Here is a 26,121-nt window from a genome sequence, read left to right on the forward strand (position 1 = left end):
GATGAGAGTTTATTTTGATAAACTTTTTTTATCTTTCCTCTCTTGTAGCCAGACTTTTATCCAGAGGCCACTTCCCAGGATACTACCACCTGGTACAGCCTTACTTAGGGAATAAGTTGCTTCTTTAAAAAAATCAAAATAAAAACCACTATCATTTCCCAAGTAAAAAATGAATGCAATACCAAGACTTAATAAAAAAACTATTAAGAAAATCATCATCACCCAATATAAAACGAGGTAAATAAACAATGGATATCCAATTTTCTTGAACATTATTATTTTTTCCTCCCATGGTCTAATTGCTCTTTAACTTTATTACCAGCCACTTCAGATGTAATGGAACCAATAGCAGCTTCAGCTACTTCAGATGTTGTCTCCTTAACAACTGGCTTTATGACTTCTGATGCAACCTTCCCAGCGATTCCTCCAGCCACGCTACCGAATCCTGCACCAGCCATAGAGTTAATCGGATTCTCCCCTTTAATCCCGCTCCCAATCGCCGCACCACCCATATTAATTACTGCTGATGCCTGCCAGCTTTTTCCTGTCGTGGCAGCTGACGTTATTCCTGCCATAATCACATCCACATAACTGAACACATCATTTCCGCTCAGTTGAACGCCCGTATTCACCCCCGTACCAATCGCCGCATTCAGCACCATACCTTCCCTGATGGTATTGCCCAGTACACTGCTACCAAATATCAGCGGCGCATCACCGATACTCGCATTCGATTTATGGTAGCCCCAGGTGTTCATAATACTCTGCGCTTTAGACATTGCCTCTGAGTCAGGTTGGCGTTTTATATAATCCTGCCCCGATAACAGTCCTTTAACCAGTTCCTGTGAGACAGTGGCGCCGTATTCTTTCTCCATTTCAGCCGCATAAACCCGCAGATAGCCCGCCAGTTCAGCCCGTTCAGTACTGCTCATCTGAGAAGGGTCTTTGGTGAATTTGGAGACCAGCGCATCACTGCGTTTGTCGGCATTTTCCAGCTTAATCAGCTCACTGGCCGCGGCCAGAGATTTATCACCCTGTTTGATTTTTTCGATGGCTTTATCAAGTTTGTCTGAGGATGTAGCACCCAGCAGATTATTCTCAACCGCATTCTTGCCGCTTTGTGCACCTGCTATGGCATCGCCGGTGCCCTCCCCCGCCAGTCCGCCGGCCAGCCCTGCGGCTAATGTTCCCAGCACGCTCAGGGTCTGTTTTTGCTCTTCCGTCAGGTTTTCCGGTTTCACTCCCGGGTAAAGCGTCTCCGCTATATAGCGCGCCATCAGCTCACCGCTGGCCGCGCCGGCGGCCCCCGCTAATGCACTATTATCACTGACCTTCGCTGCAACCGCCCCCAATACCGCATGCGCCATCGCGTTTGCCGCAACGCTGGTGCTGCCATCCGCGTTGGTTGTCATCTCCCTGATGACCCCCGCCGCATAAGGACTAAGCCCCCCGGCCAGCACCTGCGCCAGATTGCCACCCGCCAGCCCCTGTACCGCCGCCGTCGCGGCCTGCATACCCTGCCGGATGGCGCTGCCGGTGCCCCATTTCTGTTGGGCCGTTTTGTAGCCGGAGCTTTCCGTCAGGGTTTTGTTGTACGCAGCGATATCTTCCTTCGTGGCATTTGCGCCCGGCTCTTTGACGCCTTTCGCAGCCAGTTCTGCCTTACCGGCTTTTGTGGCTTCTGTCTGGCCCTGCGTCCGGGCGATATCCGCTGCCTGACTGCCGATTTCCCCTATCAGCTGCGCCTGCTGTAGCCGTTTCTGCTGTTTCTCCTTGTCGAAGATGGGACTCAGCGTCTGGCTGGCATGCTCCACGTCACGGCTCAGCCCGGCCACATCCTGCTGTTGCTTATCCTTATCGCGAATAACTATCGTGCCTGCGCTTACCGCGGACTTCGTGGCCGAGCGGTCGCTTCCGCTGCCGTTCGCGCCCACCAGCAGCCCGCTGGTCACGTTCCCCGGGAACTGACCGCCCACGCTACCGCCCGTGCTGATACCCACGCTCTGGTGTTCGACTTTATACGCAGCACTGTTGTTGATATCACTAAACGCCAGCATGCCGGTATCCAGTTTATTCTTCTCTGCCGTCGCCGTCGACCCGATAACCGCACCGTTCAGCCGGGTCTGTTCGCCCACGGTGATATCAAAACCGCCTTTGCCGGCGAAGATACCCGTCTGTTCCTGCACGCTGTCGTAATTGCTGTGCATTTTGTCTTTGCTCAGGCTGATGCTGCCCGAACCGGTCATCGAGCCGAAGGTAAAGCTGCCACCGGTGCTGACGTTCTGCTGCCCGGAAGCGTAACGATCGCTGTCCTGCTGGCTTTCCAGCAGCAGGTTGCGGCCCACGTCAGCCCGGACCGATTCGCCGGTGACCTGTGCGCCTGTCAGGCTGGTATCGCGCCCGCTGGTAATCCTGACCTGATTACCGGCATTAACCGTGGTTTCGGTCTGGCTGGTGCCGTTACCCTTCTCGTTACCCTTGCCCTTGTTGACGCTGGCGGAAACGCTCAGCCCGATACCGCCGGAACCGGCACCGATACCTGCGCCCAGTGTGCCGCCCTGGCTCTCGTTTTTACCGTCCAGATACCGGGTGTTGCTGGCGGAAAGCAGATTCACGTCGCGGCTGGCATTCAGGGTGACGTCTTTGCCTGCCTGCAACTGGCTGCCCTGCACCAGGATGTCGCCGTACTGGCCCTTCACGCCGTTGCCGCTGGCGGTAATGTTCAGGTTGTTGCCCGCCGTCAGGCTGCTGCCCTGCGCGGTGCTCTGTCCGCTGTTTTGGGTGGACGCGGAAGACCGGGTGCCATAGGAAATGCTGATCCCCGCCATATTGTTATTGGCCGGATCGGCACCCTGCGCTTGCGCCAAACTCGCCGCCTGCACCGCCTGTATGCCGCTCAGTGCCGCCCTGGTACCCTGCAATGCCGCCAGGCGACTGTCGCCGGTGAGTTTCGCCTGCTGCGAGGTTTCTGCCGCAGTATTCAGTGCACTGCCAACCGTGCCGGACAGTGCCAGCGTCAGACCGGATTTCTTCTGTTCAACCTTGTGAGTCTGGCTGTTTTGATCCTGCGCCTGTGTCACCGACACATTCCTGCCAGTCAGCGCCATGTCCTTGCCGGCCACCAGCCCGGAGCCTGTCACCGCCAGATGATTACCGGCCCCCAGGGTGAGGTTACCGTTTACGCTACCGACGGTGCTGCCCTGATTAGTCAGCCCCTGCGCGGTCTCCGTGGTTTTCAGGCTTTCGGTGCCGTAGCTGATGCCGATACCACCGCTGCTCATCAGGCCGGATTTTTTCTCCTGCCTGAGGTGCAGTTCACTGTTGCTTTCGGTCGCACCGGTGATATTCAGATCGTTCCCTGCCAGCAGTTTCACGTCCTGAGTCCCGGCCACGCTGCTGCCCTGAACCCGTAAATCGTTGCCCGCCAACACATTAATGCTGTCGCCGCTCAGGAGAGTCCCCTGTACGCTCTGGCGCTCCAGAATGTCGCGGGTGGTGGTAGTGGTTTTCGACATCAGGCCGTTACCGCCGGTCACCTTGTGTCGTTCGTCCAGATCGAGGGTGTTCTCGCCGCTGAGAAGATTAATGTTATGGCCGGCATTAAGATTCAGTCCATCACCGGCCGAAACCGTTGCGGCATGGGCAGTGATATCGTTCCCGGCATTGAGGGTCACCGCCCCTTTACCCACCACTTCGCTGCCGGCCTGCTGGCTGTTGCCCTGTTTCAGGCTGTTGTCGCCATTCCAGATCAGGTTATCGCGGCTGGCCGTGGTCACCGTATTCAGGGTGAGATCGCGCCCGGCACTCAGCAGGGTCTGGCCATTCTCACCGCGGTTAACCACCTGAGCCGCATCCAGCCTGATGTCGCGACCGGCCTGCAGTATCAGCTTGCCGTCGCTTCCCTGCACGTACATGCCAGCCACGCTGTCAATATTGGTGCGTTCGAAGCTGTTGTCACCGTGAATGCTCTGTGCCGTGCTGGTTATGCTGATGGTATTGATATCACGCCCGGCGCTGGCCAGAAGCGAGTTGTTACCCCGGATCAGCCCGCCGATATTGTTAATGTCGGTGCGGGCAGTCAGGTCAGCGTCGGTCCCCTGAATGCGGCCCGCCATGTTCGTGATGTTGGCGGCGCTCAGTTTCACCACGTCACGCCCGGCGATATGGCCGCTGTTGAACAAGCCTTCGCCCAGATTGAGATTAAGGTTACGCCCGGCAATCAGCGCACCGGAGCCGTCCAGATCGCCCGGTTGCATGCGGGCATACACTTGCGGCACCAGGACGTCTTGCTGGCTGCCGTCCGGCAAGGTGACGCTGGCCTTCACCAGCCAAACGATATCCCGGGTCAGTAAGCCCATCTGTCCGGCCGTCAGCGCTACGCCCACCTTCAGGTTATATTGCTGACTGAAGGCCCCCCCCTGATCCATCAGTGCCTTAAACTGCTCTTCGTCGTTGCTGTAACCCTCCAGATAGCGCTGCCCGGTCAGGTTGATTACCTGTTCGCGGATCAACCGCTGTTCGTAGTAACCATCGCCCAGCCACTTCAATATATTGTCCGGATTGTTAGTCACTTTACCCATCATGTAATCCGAGCCCAGCCAGGCTTTCTGGCTGGTGAAACGCGGATCGGTCTCCACCAGATACTGTCCGCCCGGTGCCGGATTAGTCATGAACAGGCTGTTGTCCGGCAAACGGGTGTCCGGCCCGACAATGCGCACCACGCTGTCCGCTGCGTCGCCTTGCTGGCTATTGACCCTGTTGGCGACTTCGAACTGCTGGCCCGGCTGCAACGCTACGGCCGGGATCACCGGCAGCGCGCCACTGCCAATGGTCTGCAGGCTGGCGGAAATATCACTGCCGCTGACTGCCGCACTGACCCCGCCGGCAGCGCCGATAGGGGTATTGGTGCCCTGCTGCGTCAGCGGGGCAATGGCGATCGGGTTACCTGCCACCTGTTGATGGTCAGTCAGCTGGCCCGGCTTCAGTGAAATGGTCTGAATGGTGGTCGGTGGCGTATAGGCCGTGGTATTGTGCCCCTGCTTATCTTTACCCTTCTTCCTGATGCGGTAGTAACTGGTCACTTCGCCGACGTCGGTGGTCAGGCGCTGGCCCGGCACCGCCACGTTATCCACGCTGCCGGCATTTATCGCCAGCGTGCCGCCCGCGATCACCTGGCTCTTATCGTTCAGCAAATGCCCGGTGTTGATCGCCATATCGCTACCCGCGATAATTTTGCCCGGTTCGCTTTCCCTGACCCGGGTTTCCTGCACCGTGCGGTTGTAGTCGTATTGGCTGAACCTGTCATTCCCATACCCGGTTTTGCCAGGGGTATTAAGGTTCAACAGCGAGTCTGCTGAATTGCGGTCAACAAACACACCCTCTTCTCCGGCCATCCAGCGTACCGGATCAGCCGATTGCTGATACCCGGTAATTTTTCCGGTGGAAACGGTAACCAGTTCGGTAGTAAAGCGGTCGTTGATGTTGTTGATCTGTCCGGCCGAAATCGCCATGTTACCCGCAGATTGCAGGGTCGAACTGTGATTGTTGAGGGTACCGGCCTGGCCGGTAGCCAGGTAACTGGCGTCAAGCTGGCCGCCAATCGCCATGTCCCCGCCGCTGTAAATTAACCCATGCTGGTCGTTATTCAGCGTTTGGCTGCCGATATCCACCCTTTCGCGCCCGGCCAGCGTGGCAGCAGTGCCGTTCTCCGCCAGGTTGTTAAAGGTGACGGTTTGCACGCCAATAGCATCACCATAAATACGGCCGGTGCCGATGTTGGTCAGCATGTCGGCGTAGATCAACGTATGTTTGCCATCAATCAGGCCATCGTTGGTCAGGGTGCCGTTGACCGTCAGCCAATCCTGCCCGGCGTTAATCTCGCCGCTGGCGGCATTCAACAGATGACTGGCGCGCAGATCAAACCTGGCGCCCGCCAGCAGTTTGCCGCTGTTAGTCACATCGCCCGGCGTGGTGAGGTTGAAATTACCGTTGGCAATCATCTCACCGCGGTTATTGATGCCCCGGGCACTGACCAGGCTGATATCGCCCAGCGACAACAATTGCCCGTCGCCGCCGACCGCTGTGGCGTTAATGTCCAGCAGCTTACCAGCCTTGACGATGCCGCCGGTGTTCAGCAGGTTAAACGCCGTGCCCTGCAACTGCAGGGTTTCGCTGGCAGCCAGCTGACCCGCGCTGTTATCCAACTGACCGCCGTTGGTGATAGTCAGCTGTTGGTTAGCCAGAATACTGCCGCCACGGTTGTTGATCGCGCCGGTGTTCAGCACCACGGCCTCGCCTTCCAGGCCTTTATTTTCCGCCCCGGTGTCGTCATTGATCAACTGCAGGGCATTGAGCGTCGCAGTGGCACCGCTGCGGATCAGCCCCCGGGCGTTGTCGATAATCCCCCGCCCGCTGTCCAGCAACAGGTTGCCGACCGCCTGAATTTGTCCGTTGCGGTTATCCAGACTGACGCTGGACAGCCGGATCGTCTGTTCGCCAATAATCCGCCCGCCGTTAGCATTGTCCAGATTTAGCGCTGCCAGGGCGAAGTCGCCTTTGGCTCCCAGCGTACCGCCCTGATTATTGACGTCGCCACTGCTGAGCTGCAGTTTACCCGGGCTGTACAAGGTACCGTTCTGGTTATCCAGCCGCTGGCCGTAGGTATCGACATACATATCCGTGCCCGACTGCACCAATCCCCCCTGGTTATTCAGGCCGCCCGCGCCGGGGGTATTCAGCACCAATCTCTGCTGCGCCACTAGTTTTCCGCCACCGTTGAGCAGCGTTTCGGCATCGATCTGCAAGTCTTTAGCGGCAATCACCACGCCCTGGCCGTTATCGAACTCGCCGGTCGTGAGGTTCATCGCCCCCTGGCTGGTAATACCGCCCTTGTCGCCGCTGTTGGCGTTGGTCAGCCGTTCAACCGTTAGATCTAACCCCTGACCACTCTGGATCAGGCCGCCGTCATTGTTACTGAGGCTATTACCGTGCAGCTCCAGCGCCGTCTGTGCCGCCAACTGGCCGCCCCGGTTTTCCAGCAGGCTGAAATGAATCTTAGCCGTATCGGCGCTGACCAGCGTGCCCTGATTGTTCAGCAGATGGCCGCTGTCCAGCTGCAGTTTTTTACCTGCGCCAATCACCCCGGTATTGCTGTTATCCAGCACGTCTTCAGCATTCAGCCCCATATCCTGACCGGACTTGATCGCCCCGGCCTGGTTATTGATCACCCTGACGGTGGCCGACAGCTGATTCTCTGAAGCCAGGGTACCGCGGCGATTATCCAGTTGCTCGCTATACAGTTGCAGGTCACCCGAACTGGCGATAAAACCGGCCTGGTTATCCACAGCACCGCTGGCGATCGTCAGTTTGCCCGGACTGCTGATACCACCATGCCTGCCGCTGTCACGATTGCTCAGGGCCTGTCCGTGCGTATCGATGCGCGCATCACCGCCCGCCTGCAACAGTCCACCGTCGTTGGTCAGTGCCAGACTGTCGATATTCAGCTGCTGCTTGCCGGCCAGAATGCCCTGGCTGTTATCCAGCGCACCGCTGTGGATCGTCAACATCCCCTGGCTGACAATACCGCCGCTTTCACCACTCAGACGGTTACTCAACGCCGCGTCCCGGGTGTCAATATTCATATTGCCCGCGGATTGCAGCAGACCAGCGTTATTGTTCAGCGCACCGCTGCTCAGGCTCAGATCGCCGCTGGCAGCGATGACGCCCTGCAGGTTATTCAGCGCCCCGTTGCCCAGCGCCAGCGAAAGCGCGCCGCCCGCTACCTGCCCGGCCTGATTCTCCAGCCCGGTACCCGTCAGTTGCAGAGCCTGTCTGGCCTCAATACGGCCGCCGCGGTTATCCGGCGCCTGTTGCGCCGTGACCTCAGCATTGCCCGTCGCGGCAGAAACCAGCCCCTTGCGGTTATCCAGCCTGTCCGCCCGTAGCTGAGTATCGCCGCTGGCCGCCAGTTGCCCCTGGCGGTTATCGATAGCGCCGCTGACCTGCGCCTTCAGGCTGCCGTCCTGCGCAGCAATCACTTTGCCGCTCTGGTTGTTCAACCGCGCGGCGTTAAGCGCGACCTTGCCATTGGCCGCCAGTTGGCCGCCCTGGTTATCAATCCCCTCACTGACGCTGAGGCGCATCTCACTCTTACCGCTCTGCACCAGTTGACCGTTGCGGTTAGACAGGCTGCCGGCATCCAGCGCGATCTGCTGCGCCGAAGTGGTAGCGTCGTCCAACACGTAGTCGCCGCCCTGCATGCTGAGCTGGCCGTTGGACAGCAGCTTGCCGCCATCGCCCTGCAAGCGACCGGTATTCACCGCCAGCGCACCTTTACCCGCATGGATGATTTGCCCGCCCTGGTTGTCGATCGAACCGGCGTCCAGCGTCAGGTCATTGCCATTACTGGCAATACGGCCACCGGCGTTATCCAGTTTGCCCTGTGGGTTCAACCGGAGGTTGTCTTCGCCAGACTGGGTGATCTCCCCCTTGCGGTTGGATAAGTCATGCGCATTAAGCGCCAGTGTATTTGCCGCCAGCTTGCCACCGTCATTATTGAACCGCTTGCCGCTGCTGGCGGTGAGCTGTTGCGTGGCTGTAACCTGCGCACTGGCCGTGGACAAATCGCCGGACCCGGCTTGCAGCGTGACCTGAGTCGCTGCGGTACGGCTGCCGCTGATATCCACGCCCTGCCCGTTCACGCGCAGGTTGCCTGCCGCCAGATTTAGCCCCTGTGCAGTCAGTTTGCCACTGGTGGTGAGCGCCAGTTCGCCGCTGCCGCCTGGCCGGCCATCCTGTTGCACACCGGCCGCCAGCGTACTGCCTTTGCTGCTGTTCAGGCTGGCAGCCTGTATCCGCAGATTATTGCCAGCCGCAATAGATCCGCTGTTTTGCACCTCGCCACCGCTGCTGATGCCGGTATGACCCGCCGCGAACAGTGAGCCGCTGTTGCTGACACCGCCCTTCGAGGCCAGCTGCGTATCGCCGCCACTACTGATTTTACCGCTGTTTTCAATGCGGCCATCGGCGGTGACCACCACGCTACCGGCCTGCGCACCGATGTTACCGGCATTACGCACCCCGACGCCGGTTTCGGTGCCGATCATGCGGATCTTACCGGCGTACATGCCGCCCAGTTTAGCCACATCGACCGCCAGCTGCGGGCGGGTGGAAGGATCGTCGCTTTGTTTGTCGATCTGTTGATGCGCCGCATCCACCTTGTTGCGTCCGGTAGTGACCTTAAGATCGTTAGCCCACAATCCGGCATTGATCTTCGCCGAACGCGCAATGATTTAAGTGTAATCCTGGCGCGAACTGTCCATACCGGCGCCTTCAACCACCACTTCACCCCGCTCAACGTTAAAGCCGGTCAGGTTACCGTTGTTGATCTGCGCCTGACCTGTGGTCAGGGTGGCGCGGCTGGCGTTGATAAAGCCGCAGCCATTACAGGTAATGCCGGACGGGTTGGCGATTACCACCTGAGCACGCTGTCCGGCAACCTCGATATAACCGTTCAGACGGCTGGGGTCGCGGGAATTGACTTCGTTGAGAATTATCCTGGCTTCGCCTTTCGCCAGCCACGGGTTACCGTCGACCCAGCCACCCTGTTGAGTTTGGGTCATTTTATGGGAATTGTTGAGGATCACGCCCCGCTTGTCGACGTCAAACTGGCTATAGGTATTGCGCGAAACCCCGCCGGCGCCTGGCGTCTGGATATTGACCTGTGGCGTACCGTTGGCGCTGTTGATGATGGTCGGCTGCTGGCCGCCCGGCGCATTGCCGTCGGCAATAATCGCCGCCTGCACCGGTTGGATAGCCCCCAGCGATATTAACAGGCTAAAGCTGATGGCGTTCATCCTGCCAATGCACTGACTCTGGGTATGCCCCGGACCAGACGAGCGGGCAGATCCGGCACGACCGGAACGGGCGATATCCGCCGCCACCACCAGCATGCCACGCGCTTTGCTGAAAACGATACGATACCTGTCCTTGTTCATGGCAATATCCTTATTAAATTTCTGACAGCTCCACGGCTACCGGGTGACTTGCCCGCCATTGCTGCGCCTGATGATGGCTAACCTGCGCGCCTTTAAAGTTCACCACGCGCTTTCCACGCTGCTCTCCGCGGTGATACAGCGCCCGCATGCACAGGTGCGGGAAGATTTCCCGCGTGATTAGATTACGCATTTCCCGCGTATGCCCGAAAGGCGCTATCCAGTCACAAAACCACATGCGATCGCCGCTGTTCCAGTCAATTTCCAGCATGTTAACCGCAGGCTGTGTCAGATAACGCGCCTCGGCCTCTTGATTCATCCACGCCCAGCTGAGGAAAAATACCGGCTGATTTCGCTGCGACGCCAGCACATATTGCTGTCGCTTGATGATCGGCAGCAGAAGTGTCGGCAGAGTGTGCAACGGGGCGTCGCGGTGCATCGGCGAATGCATCCACAGCCATACCGCCGCGCCAAAGGCTTCTGCCTCGCTGTCTTCACCGCCGAGGATCAACGGCGCCCTGATATCATATTCGCCTATGCGCATGGTCGTGTCCTCAGTAGTTCCAGCTAAGGTTAAAACCCAGAGTGACCGGGCTGGTGCTGAATCCCCCGGGTTTGGAGAAAGGCACGCCGGCGAACAGATCGTAACCGACCCTGAAGGCATAGCCGCGCAGGCCCACTACGCCACCGGCCAGATGCTGCCCAACCAGATAGTCTGAACCGTAGCCGCCCACTTCGCCGTAGTCGGCACCGAGATACAACTCCTGCCCCTGTAACGGCGTACGCCAGGCCAGATCGTTACGGACGAACCAGCCGTGATTGGCGTTCAGGGTACGCTCGCCATCAAAGCCGCGCACCGTCCAGCGGTTGCCGATAGCGAACTGGTCCTGCGGCGTCAGCGGCGTATCGCTGATCTGACGCTGGTATTGCACGTTGTAGCGGAAGTTCTGGCTGAGCAGGCTGAATGGCACGTCGAGCCGGGCGTTAAGCTGCACAATTTTGCTGAGTGCCGTCGCCTCGCCAAAGGTCTCTTCCGGCGCAGGTAATGCGCCAAACCAACGGGTACCGCGCTGGTAGCTGATACCCGCGTCCAGCGTGGCTTGTTGAATATAGTGGCGGTGCTGCAATCCCAGCCGCCATCCTGAGGTACGCCGGCGCTGTACTTCCACTTCGGTATCGTTGATGTAGTTGCCGGACTCGCGCGCCAGCACGTCATAGGTCAGCATGGTTTTCTGGCTGCCGTTACGGTGCAGCACCCGGCTGAGTTGGAAATCCAGGTTCCTGCTGTTGCCGCGGTAACGGTAGTCCTGATTCTGCCCGGCAATGGTCTGGTGGTAGTCATAGCTGTTGGCGGTGACGCCGGCCATCCAGTAACCGAAAGGCACCGAATAGTGCCCGGTGATGTTCTTCGACCCCTTGCCGCCCTGGTTTTGCAGATCGGCAGAGCCGGAGATATAGAACAGATCACTGAGCGAAAACGGGTTATCCAGCGACAGGGTCAAACCGCCCTGATAACGCCCGGTACTCCTGGTGCCGGAATCATCCAGCGAGACGCCAATACGCCACATGCGCTGCTGCTTCCAGCTCAGGGCAATGTCGCTTTCGCCGGGCTGTTCACCGGGGATAATTTCCATACTGGCCTGCACCGTCGGCAAGCGTTGCAGGTTTTCCAGTCCCTGTTCAATATCACGCAGATCCAGCAGGTTGCCCGCATGGGCCGGGATGCTGCTGTAGGGCTGAATGTAATGGCCGCTGTCCGGCGTCAGTTTCACCTGCCGCACGTAGCCTGGCACCACTAATAATCGCAGTTGGCCGCTTTTCAGATCCTGCGTCGGTGCCAATACGCGGCTGGTGATATAGCCGTGATCCACCAGCCGGTTTTGCAGGGTGCTCATCAGCAGGTTAATGCCCTGCCCGCCCAGGCAACGGCCCTGTGCCTGACTGGCGATACGTTGCAACGGCAGCCAATCGGGGAGCCTGTCCTGGCCGCTCAATACGACCTGATCGATAGGGAAACAAGGTTTTTCTGCCGGGAAAGCAATGCGGCCAGCGCTGGACGACGGTGGTGACAGACGCACATCAGGCGTCGCGGGGATCAGTTGTTGCTCCAGCGCCTTTTGCCGCTGCTGCTGTATGATCAGCTGTTCACTGTTTGATGTTGCTGCCAGCAACGGTTGGCTGAATATAAACAGCGGCAAAACAACGGGGCCACATGGAATACAGACCTTACGCACAGCAAGGCTGAGCGAAGAGTAAGCAGAGTAGCGCATGACTTTTCCCTGTCAAAACACAAATAAACGAAAAAGAAAGAAAACAATTGTAATAAAATGCAATTATTATGCGCAGAAATTGTCCACGGTCAACTTAATTTTGCCCGGTAATGGGCACCGGGTGGCACCTGATGTACTTCAGACCCTGTCCGATAACGCGCAGGTTGAAAATATCGCCGCACGATGACCGAATAGCGTTCCACAGCCGGCCATGCCAGGAGAGCGGTTCCTCAAAGGGGATCTCACCCTGTATGGTCAATATTTTCAGGGCACAGACAGAAGTCCGTTTTGCATCCGTTTTTCTTTGGCTACCGGGGATAGTCCGCTGTTATACCTGTGGCGACGTATTCTGTTGTAATAACCACTCAGATAAAATGAGACGCCTCTTCTGGCCTCTTCAATGCACAGACAACCGGTAATCCGCCGAAAAAGCGGTGTGTTCATAAGCAGAGTTTCTACTCACCTGAATTCAGAGGAACTTGTGTGACCCGAAGGGCAGGCATATGCGAGAAAATGATAATGGTTTTATAATCACCAACGGCCGAATAGGGTTCTGAATGGGTTTACACTGATGCAGTATATTCAGCGTATACACTGATTCTGCTTATCGCCTTCGTTAAAAATGGGGGAATGACTGAAAAAAGTTGAATCAATGATAGAAAATGTTATTGCTATATATAAAAAGACAAAAAGGAGAGCATGGTGTCCAGAGATAAACTCAATGCAGGGACTGACAGTGATCGCTACACTGCTACACCACATATCAAAGCCGGCTATATTGATATATCGACTAATGCTGTGTTCAGGACACACAAGGATGCATTGAATTGTTTTGGCTACCAGAAGGGCCATTACCAGCGGGCTGCCTGGAAGATCCCCGATGAAATCTGCGATGTAATTGAACTGCCTTATAACTCAAGCGTCTGGTTTCCGACACTTGATGATAATGCCGCATGGGATAATTCACTGTCTGATGACGGGTTGTTGATTATCGAAAAGAAAAAGGAGGCAGATGATTTCCGGAAGAATGATTGGGAATACCGGATTGTTATGGCTAAATCCAAAGATGAATATAACAGAACTCTTTACCGGTTTATTGGTATTTTTGAAGTCGTACCGGGGTACAGCGTCGGTAATGAGCAGCGGTTCAGGCGAGTCAGTACTACAGTAAAAACTTACCGGTAATAAATTGACGTGTGAGTTTCGGCTTATGCTATCAGTCTTTTGATTGCACATTTCTAATGCTCTTAAGACCTGTTGGGGGCGAAATATCTCAGTGATGTTTATCTAAGACGGTAATCATCAGGTTTGTAACATGACTGCCTCCGTAGATGAACAAGCCCCGGCACATAAAAATGTACCGGGGCTGTATCAGACGAGTTCAAAGACGAGAGAATATCCGCAGTCACAGCAGGCGAAAACCGGTGACTGATTCTTCGTTACCGTTTCTGCATAGCCGATAAATATGTCATGATCACGGCCAAAAATTCGATCACCGCGGCTACCGTTCCGCGGTCCACACCACCGAAGATAACCGGGTGGATGCGCTGTTGCCTGTCATTTTTTCCAATTCACCGGCGTCTTTATCACGGCATCAACAACTATGTCACACCCTGCCCTGTCTGGCGGATACGCTCCGGTGTCAGTTTGGCATACCGTTCGTACTCTGGATGCTGGCATGGCCGGTTGTGCTTTCACATCATATAAGCTGTATTGGCCGCTGGAGACCAGTAAAGAGGCGACAGCCTTCGCCAGTCATTTTATGATGCGGGGAGAGAATACTCTGCTGATTCAGCTGGTACCCGGTCACATTACAATGGCGATGAAATATGCCCACTTTGCAGCAGATCCTCCTGATGCAGTTGTCGCACTTAACCCTTTTAATAATCGCGAAGAAGTCACATCAATGGATTGGTGATAAAACGCATTGCTGCCATTTTGCTGCCACTGCGGATCGCAGAAAACAAAAAACCGCCTTGCGGCGGTTAAACGACATTGCATATATGTACTTATTTTTGTTCATTTTGAATCAGTGGTGCCCGGGGCGGGACTTGAACCCGCACAGCCATACAGCCGATTGGTTTTAAAAACTACAATGCTGCGTTTAAAACGCATAAGATTATGATTTATTTTAAATTGTATATTATTTACAGCTACTCAATTTAGCTGATTATTGAATTTTTCCACTTTATTATAAGCGCAATCCCACACCGAACTATACACCATTGACTTATAGATTATAGGTGCTAGCATCTCTGCCGCCATACGCCAATGACGTATACTTATGCTATTTATTGAAACCCATATATTCACCGAAGATGTAAAGGAACTACTGAACGATGATGAATATTGTGAGTTTCAGCAGTTCATGGCAGACAACCCTGCCTGGGGAGACGTGATCCAAAATACAGGTGGCCTCCGTAAGGTACGTTGGGCGGCCAAAGGCAAAGGTAAACGTGGTGGTGTCCGGGTAATTTACTACTATAAAGTATCCGAATCACAGATCAGGCTACTACTCATCTATAAAAAAGGCATCAGGGATGATTTATCTGAGGAAGAAAAACGTCTGTTAAGGGCGTTGAACGAGAGCTGGTAATGGACAAAAAACTGTTTGAACGCCTGACAGAAAGTATGGCGCAAATGAATGAAATTGTTGATGGTTCACGTGAACCATCCCGTGAAACAATGGTTACCGCAGTTAAGGTCAAAGCTATCAGAACAGCCACAGGTCTTTCACAAAGTGGGTTCGCTAAACTGATTTCAGTAAATGTTGATACGCTAAAGAACTGGGAACAGGGACGACGCGAACCCACCGGACCGGCAAAAGCATTGCTCAGAGCGATAGAACGCGATCCACAACATGTGATCCCGGCACTTTCTCCGGACATACCCTAACCACAGAAACCAGCCTTAAAGCTGGTTTTTTTGCCTGACAATAACGTACAACCGCAGAAAATAAAAAACCGCCTTGCGGCGGTTAAACGACATTGCACATAAGTGCTTATTTTTGTTCATTTTGAATCAGTGGTGCCCGGGGCGGGACTTGAACCCGCACAGCCATACAGCCGAGGGATTTTAAATCCCTTGTGTCTACCGATTTCACCACCCGGGCAAATCTGGAGGCGCGTCCCGGAGTCGAACCGAGGTAGGCGGATTTGCAATCCGCTGCATGGCCACTCTGCCAACGCGCCTTTTAACTCTTTAAATTACAACACGTTACTTTGCGCTATAATCTTTAATTCTTTTAATCTGAAATCAGATTCAGACTTAACTATTTGATTCCGAAGACTTAATGTCTTGTTGTCTCTGGAATGGCGGCTATTATGGACTTGTTCCCCATGCTTGGCAAGAGCAATACGCTTTTTTTTCTGAGAAAAACGTTTGAGTGACTGAAAATTCAGCGAACTGTTCAGAGAGCAAACACCTGAAAATGAAAGTGATTAAATTACCCGCGCTCACTGCCGGTTCAGTGAACAATCCCCCCGCGTTCAGGAATCACTTTTATTCCGACACTACCGCGTGCCGGTACGCGCCTTCGCGTTACACTGCCTGTCAGGCGGTCTGTCGTGATACTGTATAAACCAACCCTGCCAGTCCCGACCGTAATCACTGGCCGCCGATGCAGTCCTTAACAGCATCACCATCAGCGCAATATTCAGCCCGCAGACTATGATAACTCTCAACAGCTATGTTTTATTCTGCGGCCAAAAGGTACTGTCGCGGACAGGACTGGCCGATTGATAGCGGTACAAAAACTGAAAGGTAATGACAGAGAAGAGAAATTCAGGGGCAATTCCGGCTGCGGACAGCATCAGCGGCTAAAACGAAAACAGGACCTTTCGGTCCTGTTTTGGCATTTACCAGAAATTTATCGACTCTCTGGTATTATATAATCTGGAGCGGGAAACGAGACTCGAACTCGCGACCCCGACCTTGGCAAGGTCGTGCTCTACCAACTGAGCTATTCCCGCAATATTATCCATCGCTGATAAAGCGTATAAGCTGTATCCGGACAATTTTTTGATGTGCTGTATTCTACTAAGCACGACAGACCAGTCAACCATTTTTTCAATGACAGCAATCATTTGCTGTCATTTTCATCGCATTGCTTACTGATCGAGCAAGTCTTTGCGGGCCGCACTCAGGTACTGGAACATCGACCAGAAAGTTAATGCCGCCGCTATATACAGTGCCAGAATACCGGCAAGCTCGACACTGCTGTTAGGCCGCCACAGCAAGGCAACTAATGCCAGCATCTGTGCGGTTGTCTTTACTTTGCCAATCCATGAAACTGCCACACTGCTACGTTTTCCTATTTCAGCCATCCATTCACGCAGCGCAGAAATAATAATTTCCCGTGCAATCATGGTTGCAGCCGGTAATGTAATCCACCAGGAGTGAAAATATTCAGCCACCAGCACCAGTGCAATTGCCACCATAACTTTATCTGCTACCGGGTCGAGAAATGCACCAAAAGCAGTGGTTTGTTTCCAGCGCCGCGCCAGAAAACCATCAAACCAGTCAGTAATCGCCGCAAGGACGAACAATAACGCACAGCAGACCGGCGCCCAGCTAAAAGGCAGGTAAAACGCCAGTACAAAAAAGGGAATTAAAACAACCCTGAACAGCGTGAGATAGGTCGGTATGTTAAATTGCATAGGGGACTGACAGCCTGGATACGGTAGCGATAGCCTCTATGTTGCTACATTGCCCCTGCTGTTTCAATGCTAGTGTTTGAGAGAATGGAATATTTTTTCCGCCAGAGCCACAGAAATCCCGGGAACCCTGGCAATTTCATCAACAGTGGCATTTTTTAATGGCTGCAAGCCCCCCATATATTTCAGTAACTGCTGGCGACGTTTAGGTCCGATCCCTTCAATGCCTTCCAGGCTGCTGGCCGATTTTACTTTCGCCCGTTTCAGACGGTGTCCGGAGATCGCATGGTTATGAGATTCATCACGGATATGCTGAATAACATGCAGTGCCGGTGAGTCAGGAGGTAATGACATCCCCTCGCCTTCTGCATCGAGAAATAAGGTTTCCAGCCCGGCTTTACGGTCACTGCCCTTTGCCACGCCCAGTAATAGCGGGTGGTTTTTGTCCCAGTCGACTTCCAGCCCCGCAAAAACATCTTTCGCCTGAGCCAGTTGCCCCTTACCACCATCAATCACAATAACATCAGGAATTTTACTTGCCTCGAGTGCTTTACTGTAACGCCGCTGCAGTACCTGATTCATTGCCGCATAATCATCCCCCGGTGTAATGCCGGTAATATTATAACGCCGGTATTCGGCACGCAGCGGGCCATTGGTATCAAAGACAACACAGGATGCAACCGTTTGTTCACCCATAGTATGGCTGATATCAAAACATTCCATCCGTCGAATTGCGGGCAGACTAAGATAGCTGGCCAGTGCAGCCAGCCGCTGATGGACCGTTGACTGCTGTGCCAGTCTTGACGTCAGTGCTGTCGCCGCATTCGTTCTGGCGAGCTTAAGATACCGTGCTCTGTCACCACGGGGTTTGCTTTGCAGGCTGATTTTACGCCCCGCCATTTCTGACAAAGATTCACTCAGCACACTGATTTCAGGCAAGGTAAAATCGAGCAGAATATCACCCGGTAACGTACGGACTTCACTGCCCTGCAGATAAAACTGACCGACAAACGTCTGCACAACTTCTGCAAGCTCAGTACCCGGTGGCACTTTAGGGAAATAACTCCGGCTGCCCAGTACTTTCCCCTGACGGATAAACAGGACATGGACACAGGCCATCCCTGAATCGAAAGCAATACTGATAGCATCCAGGTCATCCCCCTGGTTTGATACAAATTGTTTTTCGGTGATCTGTCTGACCGCCTGAATCTGGTCACGGAGCCGGGCTGCTTCTTCGAATTTTAGCTCTGCACTTGCCTGCTCCATGCGACTGATCAGTAATTTCAATACCTGATCATCTTTCCCCGCGAGGAATAAACGGACGTATTCGGTCTGTTGCTGATATTCCTGTTCCGTGACCAGCCCGCTGACACAGGGCCCCAGACAGCGACCTATCTGATATTGCAGACAGGGACGCGACCGGTTGCGATAAACATTGTTCTCACATTGCCGGATAGGAAAGACTTTCTGCAAAATGGCCAGGGTTTCGCGCACTGCACTGCCATTAGGAAAAGGACCAAAATATTCACCTTTCGCCTGTCTGGCACCACGGTGGGATGCAAGCCGTGGATGCTTATCATTACTGAGCAGGATGAAAGGATAAGATTTATCATCCCGCAGCAAGACATTATAGCGGGGCTGGTATAGTTTAATGTAGTTGTGTTCAAGCAGTAAGGCTTCCGTTTCACTGTGGGTCACGGTGACATCAATATGCACAATATGCGCCACCAGAGCCTCTGTTTTCCGGCCCGGGACCTGAGCGCGGAAGTAACTGCTCAGTCGTTTTTTAAGGTCTTTCGCTTTACCTACATAGATAACTTCATCACCGGTACCGTACATACGGTATACACCCGGCTGGTGGGTCACTGTCCGAAGAAAATCTGCAGGGTCAAAAATATCATTCACTGCTTATCACCAAATCCGTATTAATCAGCCCGTGACGTATGGCAAGAGGTGCCAGCTCTGCATCGCCGTTGATATTCAGTTTACTGAACATACGGTAACGGTAACTATTCACTGTTTCAGGGCTGAGGTTCAACTGTATTGAGAGAAGAAACAACCGGGTTTATTTCTGGCAGTTTGACATAAAAGGCCGCCGGGATCCGTTGAGAGACATTACGTTTTTGACTCTTATCAAATTCTGATTATAGCAATAGTTGCCGAACCTTCTCTGTCTTTTACCGGATAATACCCGCGAGAAATACAGGCTATCCGCTGTTTTCCGTTATTTCCCCGCCGGTCTTCCCCCGCCAATACCGGCCTCTGTGTCAGGCGGAAAATGCTAATGCCCCCATCATGATTCTGTTATAATCCACGCCATTATGGCAAGGTATTGCCGGTTAACGGAGTCTGAAACAATGAATTATGTAGAATTTCCTACAGAAAAAAACCCTGAAGCATTATCCCGTGAAGTCACCTGTCTGAAGATGATGATAACCTGTATTTTGCAATCCATGAGCCAGGTCGATGCAGGTAAGGCGATCCTGAATATGGAACGTTATCTGGCTTCACTGGATGCTGACGCCGATACCGAATTATTTATTACCACGCTGAAACAGATTAAAGCGGGCTATTTGCAATAATAGTCTGTTTTCCTGTCTCCCCTGAGGCAGGAAACATTCCCCTCTTCTGACCTGCTGCTGTTTGTTATGGCTGCCTGTATCACCCGGCCATAGATGCTCCGCTGCCCTTGTCCTTCAGAAATACCGGGTGAAAAATCATCACTTAGCATGGCCGGTTACGCTGGTTATTCCTCCGGTTGCAGAGAGTGTGGTACAAGGTAAACAGGCCCCGTCAGGGCGCTGCCATTTACTGGCTACGAAATACTGACTATCGTCCGGACAGATAACAACAAAACAGCCAACAGAGCTGAAAAAACAATCACAGGAAATAAAAACATGACACATCAACCTCAGGATAATGTGACCGGTGAGGATCCGCAAAAACTGCGGCGTAATTTAAATAATCGCCATATACAATTGATAGCGATTGGTGGCGCTATCGGCACCGGATTATTTATGGGATCCGGAAAAACCATCAGTCTTGCCGGACCATCGATAATTTTCGTCTATATGCTGATCGGCTTTATGCTGTTTTTCGTTATGCGGGCGATGGGCGAATTATTACTGTCAAATATGGAATATAAATCCTTTAGCGATTTTGCAGCGGACTTACTCGGCCCGTGGGCCGGTTATTTTACTGGCTGGACATACTGGTTTTGCTGGGTTGTCACCGGTATTGCTGACATTGTTGCTATTACGTCATATTTGCAGTTCTGGATGCCGGGATTCTCTGTCTGGATGAGCGCCATACTCTGTATTGCCGTTTTCCTGGTCCTGAATATTGCGACTGTAAAACTGTTCGGCGAAATGGAGTTCTGGTTTGCTATTATCAAAATAGTCGCCATTATTGCGCTGATCGCCACAGGAATTGTTTTAACCGGTATTCACTACAGCGCACCGGACGGTACCCGGGCGGCTGTCAGTAATATCTGGTCCCACGGCGGCTTTTTCCCGAAAGGTCTGAGCGGTTTCTTTGCCGGATTTCAGATTGCCGTATTCGCGTTTGTCGGTATTGAGCTGGTGGGGACGACTGCCGCCGAAACCCGCGATCCGCAAAAGGTTCTGCCACGGGCAATTAACGCTATCCCGTTACGTATCATTATGTTCTACGTCTGTTCTCTGTTAGTCATTATGGCAGTGACGCCCTGGGACCTGGTCGTTCCTTCACGCAGCCCGTTTGTCGAAATGTTTGTGCTTACAGGTTTACCTGCGGCTGCCGGTATTGTGAACTTCGTCGTGCTTACCTCCGCAGCGTCATCCGCCAATAGTGGTATTTTTTCCACCAGCCGGATGCTATTTGGTCTGGCGGAACAAGGGGTTGCTCATCGCAGGTTTGCCCGTCTGTCAGCACGCTCCGTCCCGGTCAGTGGTCTGCTATTTTCATGCCTCTGCCTGCTGGCAGGAATCGCCCTGATTTATCTGATCCCTAATGTCATGACCGTATTTACTCTGGTGACGACTGTTTCCGCTATTTTATTTATGTTCGTCTGGTCGATCATTTTATGCAGTTACCTTGTTTACCGCAAAACAAGGCCGCAACTACATAATATTTCAGAGTTTAAAATGCCGGCAGGGAAAGTAATGAGCTGGGTATGCCTGCTATTTTTTGCTTTTGTCTTAGTGCTATTGACCTTACAGCCGGATACCCGTCAGGCACTGATGGTAACGCCATTATGGTTTATTGTGCTGGCTATCGGCTGGCAGGTGCAAAAACGTAAAGCTGCATAAGTGCCCGATTAAGAACAGGGTCAGTCCCCTGTTCTTAGTTCTTACCACTGGATAAAAAAGGCAGCCCCGCATTATTTGATTTGCGGGGCTGCCTTTTTATATCACTGTACGGTCAGCAGATGACTGATATTGCTGCACCGGAAATCAGTGCTTTTCTCCGCCACTATCCTGACTGTGACCCGACCGGGATTGTCCGGCCTCTGCCCCTGAGGCGTGAGTAGCTTCTGTGGACGTCCGCTGGGCTGGTGCCGGCTCGCTGCGTTTCGCCGGTTTCTCTGCCGCGGGTTGCGCAGAAGCAGCCGTCCCGGCTGCCGTGGTTACGGCTCCATCCTTCGGCTGCGGGCCCGCAGCTGCAGGAGTGTCAGTAGTTGCCATATGCGGTTGCATAGCCGTTCCCTGCAGTGCGGTATTCAGCACAGTCGCGAAATCGGACCAGGCACAGTATCCGTTGCTGTCCGTCGGACAACCTTCCAGTTGTAAAGTCACCCGTTGCGGCGGATGACTCAGACTCAGCGGCTCCGCATCTCGCAATTGCTGAGTGCTCTGATAAACGTATTCGATTTTCAACAGATCTTTGTTGTTGTTTTTATCATGCCAGCGTTCAAATACCAGCTGTCCGCCAATCGGCGTCTGTTCATACTGGCCCGGTAACTGGTAAGGCTTCACTTTCAGATCTGCCAGTAATGATGCGATATTCGAATCGTGCCCGACCATAAAGGTGAATACCGGCGCGCTGGATTTATCCTGGTCAATCAGCTGACTGCGTATATAGTCAACCAGCGGCGCAGCAACATCATGGGCAACCGGTGGTGTAGTGAACAGAATATCCTGGTAGGCATTTTTTATTTCAGACAAGGCTTTCCATTGATCCGGGGTTTTAATTTGTCCCCATGCCACCTGATCAGCCGGGAATCCCTGGTAATACTGTAACGTGAACGCATCAACCAGCGCGTTGCCGATTTTCAATGGCCCGTCAACCGAAGGTTCCTTGCCTTTTTCGATGCTGAAAGTATTGGCCATACTTCCCGGGCTGCATTTTTCTTTACCTTTACACAGGGGAGCGTTCGCGAAATCAGCCACTTTATTCAGCTGGCTGTAAGCGCCCTGCAATTGCGACTGCTGCTGTTTCTCAGCGGCGACCATCGCTTCAATTGCCGCCTTTTTAAATTCAGCACTGCCGTTAGTGATCACCGGATTAAATACCGGATCCATGGTACCCATTGCATCCTGATGGGTAATGGCAATATCACACCCGGGGAAAGCACCACTGACAAAGAATTGTGCTGTGGCTACAGTACGCTGCAGGCTGTTAGCATAAACAAATACTGACGCCGGGTTCGGACACTGGTTTTTATCAATTACTCCCTGCCTGGCCAGCCAGTCATGGGTATATTTCCCCATGTAAGCTTCAAGCACTCCGCCACGGGTGGTCAGTTCACCACCGGCAACATCCCATTGCGGCCAGCTCCGGCTGGCAGACTGCTCAAGAATACTGCCTCCATTCGCCAGCGGCGCCCGCAGGTTATGACGGCTCAGCATTAAAACCTGTTCCAGTTGCATACCATTTTCTTCCGCCAGAGCGTTCAGACTTACAGGTAATGCCGCCAGCACCGCGAGAGTGCACAAGCTTAATTTTTTAATCATTGTAACTAATCCATGAATTCTGAGGGGCACGGGTTATTGTCTCTGACAGATTCCTTGCAGATCAACAGGCTGTCAGCCGCCTTTCACTCTTCTCCGGCGACGTCTGTCAGAGCAAAGATTTCCATCACTATAGCAAACTTCATTGCCAGCGTTAGTGAGAATAGACTGTTTCTGTGCGTGTAAAGTTCCCGCCACTGGCGGAAAAGCGCTCAGGGAGGAGACTACCGACGAAAAAAAACCAGCCTGATAGCTGGTTTCTTCTGAAATATGGCGGAGGAGGAGAGATTCGAACTCTCGGATGGTTTCCCATCGGCGGTTTTCAAGACCGCTGCCTTCAGCCGCTCGGCCACCCCTCCGCAATGAGGCGCACTATAAACATCCCCCACGATGTTGTAAAGCCCCGATAGCTCCATTCGCCTGAAAAACAGCCAATTTATGGGTGAATGCTGGCAAGTTCAGCATATTGCTGGTTTTAATAGCAATTCAGCACGTAAAGATGGGTAAAACGACTTCATCCGTAGCAGGGCGATGCGTATTCTGCTGTGATTAAAATATTATTTCTGAATTATTAAGGAGTCTGTATGGACAGAATTCTTTCCTCTGGTCGCAACAGCAGTTTACTCAGCACTCATAAGGTGTTGAGAAATACCTATTTCCTGCTGGGCCTCACTCTGGCTTTTTCCGCGGTGACAGCAACCGCCAGTACTTTGCTGGCCCTTCCGGCTCCGGGATTTATTCTGATGCTGGCCGGTTTTTACGGACTGATGTTTCTTACCTATCGCCTGGCTGACAGACCTGCGGGAATTCTGGCAGCATTTGCGTTTACCGGTTTTCTCGGGTATTGCCTCGGCCCGATTCTGAGCAGCTTCCTGGCAGCAGGCATGGGCGATGTTATTGCTCTGGCGTTAGGCGGTACTGCTCTGGTATTTTTTTGTTGCTCTGCCTATGTTCTGACTACCCGAAAAGATATGTCTTTCCTGGGCGGAATGATGATGGCGGGCTTTGTGGTGCTACTGGTCGGTATGGTGGCTAACCTGTTTCTGCATCTTCCGGCGTTGCAAATGGCCCTGAGTGCCCTGTTTATTCTGTTCTCGACCGGCGCAATCCTCTGGGAAACCAGTAATATCATCCATGGCGGCGAAACTAACTATATCCGTGCAACAGTCAGCCTGTATGTGTCTCTGTATAATATTTTTGTCAGTCTGCTGAGCCTGTTAGGCCTTTCCCGCAGTAACTGATCCTCGCCTCTCCGCCGTCCTGACAAATAATACCCGCTGATGCGGGTATTTTTTCACCCTTAACTCTTTGCTACACTGCCTGCCGGTTAAGAATGAGGATAAAAAGTGAAGTTTGCCGGTAATGATATTGAAACTGACGCAGAAGGTTACCTGAAACATCCTGCAGACTGGTCGGCTGAACTGGCGGCAGAAATTGCTGCCGGTGAAGAGATTACTATGACTGATGCCCACTGGCAGGTGGTGCGCCTGGTACGTGATTTTTACCTGGAATTTAACACTTCTCCGGCAATACGTATGCTGGTGAAAGCAATGGCCAGAGAGTTTGGCGAAGAAAAAGGTAACAGCCGTTATCTGTTCAGGCTGTTTCCGCAAGGGCCGGCGAAGCAAGCCACCAAAATTGCCGGATTGCCCAAACCGGCTAAGTGCCTGTAAAGCCGGTACTCAGCCAGTTATAAATCCCCGGATTTGCTGCTCCGTTGTTATTTGCTGAACCCCGACATGAGCAACGCTGGCTGCCGGAGGCCCCCCTGCCGAGATCCATGCCAGTATATGGTCAACGTCACGGACATCTCCTGCCAGCAGGATCTCCACACTGCCGTCGGGAAGGTTTTTGGCGTAACCAGACACCCTGTATTTGATCGCCTGCTGTCGGGTACTGCCACGGAAAAATACGCCCTGTACCCGGCCTGATACTCTGACTTTATACATTACCTGCATCCTGTTTCCTCCGCGGTTCACTCTCCGGTTTGCAATTTTCCGATATCCGCTTAACAATACCGCCTTTATTCTCTGGTAACTGTATATTATGACTGCCCGATTAATTCTTTCCAGGGGACGTGAAAAATCCCTGTTACGCCGCCATCCGTGGGTTTTCTCCGGCGCCATCAGCCGTGTTGAAGGTAATGCCATTTCCGGTGAGACGGTCGATGTCTGTGACCATAAAGGCAGCTGGCTGGCAAAGGCAGCCTGGTCCCCCCAGTCACAAATCCGCGCCAGAGTATGGAGCTGGCAGGCTGATGAAACTATTGATATCGCCTTCTTTGAGCAAAAGATCAGAAAAGCCGGCCAGTGGCGTCAGTGGCTGGCAAAAGCTGACTCCCTTGACAGCTATCGCTTAATCGCCGGAGAGTCTGACGGCTTACCGGGTGTGACAATCGATAAATTTTCCGACTATCTGGTCGTACAGTTATTGTCTGCCGGGGCAGAATACCAGTGTCCGGCCATTATTACGGCTCTGCAAAACTGCTTCCCTGAATGCTCAATATATGATCGTTCTGATGTTTCTGTCCGTAAGAAAGAAGGTCTGCCATTAAGTCACGGATTGATTTCCGGCCAGCAACCCCCTGCCCTGTTACCAATCTCTGAGCATGGTATGAAACTGCTGGTAGATATAAAAGCAGGACATAAAACCGGATATTATCTTGACCAGCGCGACAGCCGCTTTGCTCTGCGCCGTTACAGCGAAAATGCCCGTGTCCTGAACTGCTTTTCGTATACCGGCGGGTTTGCAGTCTCTGCCCTGATGGGGGGATGTCAGGAAGTTATCAGTGTTGATACTTCGGAAGCAGCGCTGGATATTGCGCGACAGAACGTGGAACTGAATCAGCTGCCTCTGAGTAAAGCACAGTTTATCCGTGATGATGTGTTCAAACTGTTGCGTACCTACCGCGATACCGGCGAAAAATTCGATGTTATTGTCATGGATCCGCCCAAATTTGTTGAAAATAAAAATCAGCTGGCAGGCGCATGCCGTGGCTATAAAGATATCAATATGCTGGCCATGCAGTTACTGAACCCCGGAGGGATTTTATTAACCTTCTCCTGTTCCGGACTGATGACGGTTGACCTGTTTCAGAAAGTGGTTGCTGATGCCGCCCTTGATGCCGGAAAAAACGTACAGTTTGTCGACCAGTTACGTCAGGCAGCCGATCATCCGGTCATCTCGAGCTATCCTGAAGGGTTATACCTGAAAGGGTTTGTTTGTTACGTCGAATAGCTTGAAAAAAAGTACACTGCCCTTATATCTGATGGAG

Annotated in this window: 17 protein-coding genes, 4 tRNA genes and 3 pseudogenes; 9 read left to right on the forward strand and 15 right to left on the reverse strand. The window is 53.1% G+C overall.

Annotated elements, in window-relative coordinates:
• Nucleotides 1-9: 9 nt before the first annotated feature.
• The 5 genes from JK211_RS00105 to JK211_RS00120 are packed head-to-tail and all read right to left on the reverse strand — an operon-like array spanning nt 10 to nt 12,262.
• Nucleotides 10-273, reverse strand: a complete 264-nt coding sequence (locus tag JK211_RS00105) for a hypothetical protein (protein ID WP_212706642.1) — start codon at nt 271-273, stop codon at nt 10-12.
• A 2-nt stretch (nt 274-275) separates the two neighbouring features.
• On the reverse strand, nt 276-9,257 hold the full coding sequence (locus tag JK211_RS00110) for a hemagglutinin repeat-containing protein (protein ID WP_249213727.1): 8,982 nt from the start codon (nt 9,255-9,257) through the stop codon (nt 276-278).
• Between the two features lie 33 nt (nt 9,258-9,290).
• The gene (locus tag JK211_RS16850) at nt 9,291-9,995 is read right to left on the reverse strand and encodes a filamentous hemagglutinin N-terminal domain-containing protein (protein WP_249213728.1); all 705 of its coding nucleotides are present in this window, start codon (nt 9,993-9,995) and stop codon (nt 9,291-9,293) included.
• Nucleotides 9,996-10,008: 13 nt separating this feature from the next.
• The gene (locus JK211_RS00115) at nt 10,009-10,536 is read right to left on the reverse strand and encodes a toxin-activating lysine-acyltransferase (protein ID WP_212706643.1); all 528 of its coding nucleotides are present in this window, start codon (nt 10,534-10,536) and stop codon (nt 10,009-10,011) included.
• Between the two features lie 10 nt (nt 10,537-10,546).
• Nucleotides 10,547-12,262: a ShlB/FhaC/HecB family hemolysin secretion/activation protein gene (locus JK211_RS00120; RefSeq protein ID WP_212706644.1), complete on the reverse strand. Its 1,716-nt coding sequence runs from the start codon at nt 12,260-12,262 to the stop codon at nt 10,547-10,549.
• A gap of 699 nt (nt 12,263-12,961) precedes the next feature.
• Here JK211_RS00120 and JK211_RS00125 point away from each other — a divergent pair.
• Nucleotides 12,962-13,447 carry a hypothetical protein gene (locus tag JK211_RS00125; protein ID WP_212706645.1) on the forward strand — a complete coding sequence of 162 codons (486 nt, stop codon included), beginning with the start codon at nt 12,962-12,964 and terminating at the stop codon, nt 13,445-13,447.
• A 416-nt stretch (nt 13,448-13,863) separates the two neighbouring features.
• On the opposite strand, the pseudogene JK211_RS17035 reads toward JK211_RS00125, so the two are convergent.
• Nucleotides 13,864-14,008, reverse strand: a pseudogene (locus JK211_RS17035) (integrase); the annotation flags it as partial.
• A 1-nt stretch (nt 14,009) separates the two neighbouring features.
• On the opposite strand from JK211_RS17035, the pseudogene JK211_RS16855 reads away from it, so the two are divergent.
• From JK211_RS16855 to nadS, 3 genes and pseudogenes are all read left to right on the forward strand, one after another.
• Nucleotides 14,010-14,180 (forward strand): annotated as a pseudogene (locus tag JK211_RS16855) (hypothetical protein); the annotation flags it as partial.
• A gap of 366 nt (nt 14,181-14,546) precedes the next feature.
• Nucleotides 14,547-14,858: a type II toxin-antitoxin system RelE/ParE family toxin gene (locus JK211_RS00135; RefSeq protein WP_212706647.1), complete on the forward strand. Its 312-nt coding sequence runs from the start codon at nt 14,547-14,549 to the stop codon at nt 14,856-14,858.
• Nucleotides 14,858-15,157, forward strand: coding sequence for a NadS family protein (nadS, locus tag JK211_RS00140; protein WP_212706648.1), 300 nt, complete (start codon nt 14,858-14,860; stop codon nt 15,155-15,157). The genes JK211_RS00135 and nadS overlap by 1 nt, the downstream gene beginning before the upstream one ends.
• Before the next feature lie 130 nt (nt 15,158-15,287).
• Here nadS and JK211_RS00145 read toward each other — a convergent pair.
• From JK211_RS00145 to JK211_RS00170, 6 genes and pseudogenes are all read right to left on the reverse strand, one after another.
• Nucleotides 15,288-15,374: transfer RNA gene (locus JK211_RS00145), tRNA-Leu, on the reverse strand.
• Between the two features lie 5 nt (nt 15,375-15,379).
• A tRNA-Cys gene (locus tag JK211_RS00150) sits at nt 15,380-15,453 on the reverse strand.
• A gap of 704 nt (nt 15,454-16,157) precedes the next feature.
• Nucleotides 16,158-16,233 (reverse strand) — tRNA-Gly (locus tag JK211_RS00155).
• 138 nt (nt 16,234-16,371) lie between these two features.
• Nucleotides 16,372-16,920 (reverse strand): CDP-diacylglycerol--glycerol-3-phosphate 3-phosphatidyltransferase, encoded by a 549-nt coding sequence (pgsA, locus tag JK211_RS00160; RefSeq protein WP_212706649.1) that lies wholly within the window; start codon nt 16,918-16,920, stop codon nt 16,372-16,374.
• Nucleotides 16,921-16,989: 69 nt separating this feature from the next.
• Entirely contained in the window at nt 16,990-18,822 is a 1,833-nt protein-coding gene (gene uvrC / locus JK211_RS00165; protein WP_212706650.1) for an excinuclease ABC subunit UvrC, read from the reverse strand.
• Nucleotides 18,815-18,967, reverse strand: a pseudogene (locus JK211_RS00170) (LuxR C-terminal-related transcriptional regulator); the annotation flags it as partial. The pseudogene JK211_RS00170 and the gene uvrC, both read right to left, overlap by 8 nt.
• Nucleotides 18,968-19,274: 307 nt before the next feature.
• On the opposite strand from JK211_RS00170, the gene JK211_RS00175 reads away from it, so the two are divergent.
• Together JK211_RS00175 and cycA are read left to right on the forward strand one after the other, a co-directional pair.
• Complete coding sequence (locus JK211_RS00175; RefSeq protein WP_212706652.1) at nt 19,275-19,499, forward strand: DUF2594 family protein; 225 nt, start codon at nt 19,275-19,277, stop codon at nt 19,497-19,499.
• Between the two features lie 315 nt (nt 19,500-19,814).
• A complete protein-coding gene (cycA, locus tag JK211_RS00180) occupies nt 19,815-21,206 on the forward strand; it encodes a D-serine/D-alanine/glycine transporter (RefSeq protein WP_212706653.1) in 1,392 nt (463 codons plus the stop codon).
• 144 nt (nt 21,207-21,350) lie between these two features.
• Here cycA and agp read toward each other — a convergent pair whose 3' ends face one another.
• Together agp and JK211_RS00190 are read right to left on the reverse strand one after the other, a co-directional pair.
• Entirely contained in the window at nt 21,351-22,850 is a 1,500-nt protein-coding gene (agp, locus tag JK211_RS00185; RefSeq protein ID WP_212706654.1) for a bifunctional glucose-1-phosphatase/inositol phosphatase, read from the reverse strand.
• 268 nt (nt 22,851-23,118) lie between these two features.
• Nucleotides 23,119-23,206, reverse strand: a tRNA-Ser gene (locus JK211_RS00190).
• Nucleotides 23,207-23,431: 225 nt separating this feature from the next.
• On the opposite strand from JK211_RS00190, the gene yccA reads away from it, so the two are divergent.
• Together yccA and JK211_RS00200 are read left to right on the forward strand one after the other, a co-directional pair.
• Complete coding sequence (gene yccA / locus JK211_RS00195) at nt 23,432-24,088, forward strand: FtsH protease modulator YccA (protein ID WP_212706655.1); 657 nt, start codon at nt 23,432-23,434, stop codon at nt 24,086-24,088.
• Between the two features lie 105 nt (nt 24,089-24,193).
• Complete coding sequence (locus JK211_RS00200) at nt 24,194-24,520, forward strand: TusE/DsrC/DsvC family sulfur relay protein (RefSeq protein ID WP_212706656.1); 327 nt, start codon at nt 24,194-24,196, stop codon at nt 24,518-24,520.
• Between the two features lie 9 nt (nt 24,521-24,529).
• On the opposite strand, the gene JK211_RS00205 is transcribed toward JK211_RS00200, so the two are convergent.
• A complete protein-coding gene (locus JK211_RS00205; RefSeq protein ID WP_249213140.1) occupies nt 24,530-24,796 on the reverse strand; it encodes an acylphosphatase in 267 nt (88 codons plus the stop codon).
• A 97-nt stretch (nt 24,797-24,893) separates the two neighbouring features.
• Here JK211_RS00205 and rlmI point away from each other — a divergent pair, with 97 nt between their 5' ends.
• Nucleotides 24,894-26,084 carry a 23S rRNA (cytosine(1962)-C(5))-methyltransferase RlmI gene (gene rlmI / locus JK211_RS00210; RefSeq protein WP_212706658.1) on the forward strand — a complete coding sequence of 397 codons (1,191 nt, stop codon included), beginning with the start codon at nt 24,894-24,896 and terminating at the stop codon, nt 26,082-26,084.
• Nucleotides 26,085-26,121: the final 37 nt, after the last annotated feature.

The organism is Tatumella sp. JGM130 (genome assembly GCF_018257525.1).
Taxonomy (GTDB): domain Bacteria; phylum Pseudomonadota; class Gammaproteobacteria; order Enterobacterales; family Enterobacteriaceae; genus Tatumella; species Tatumella punctata.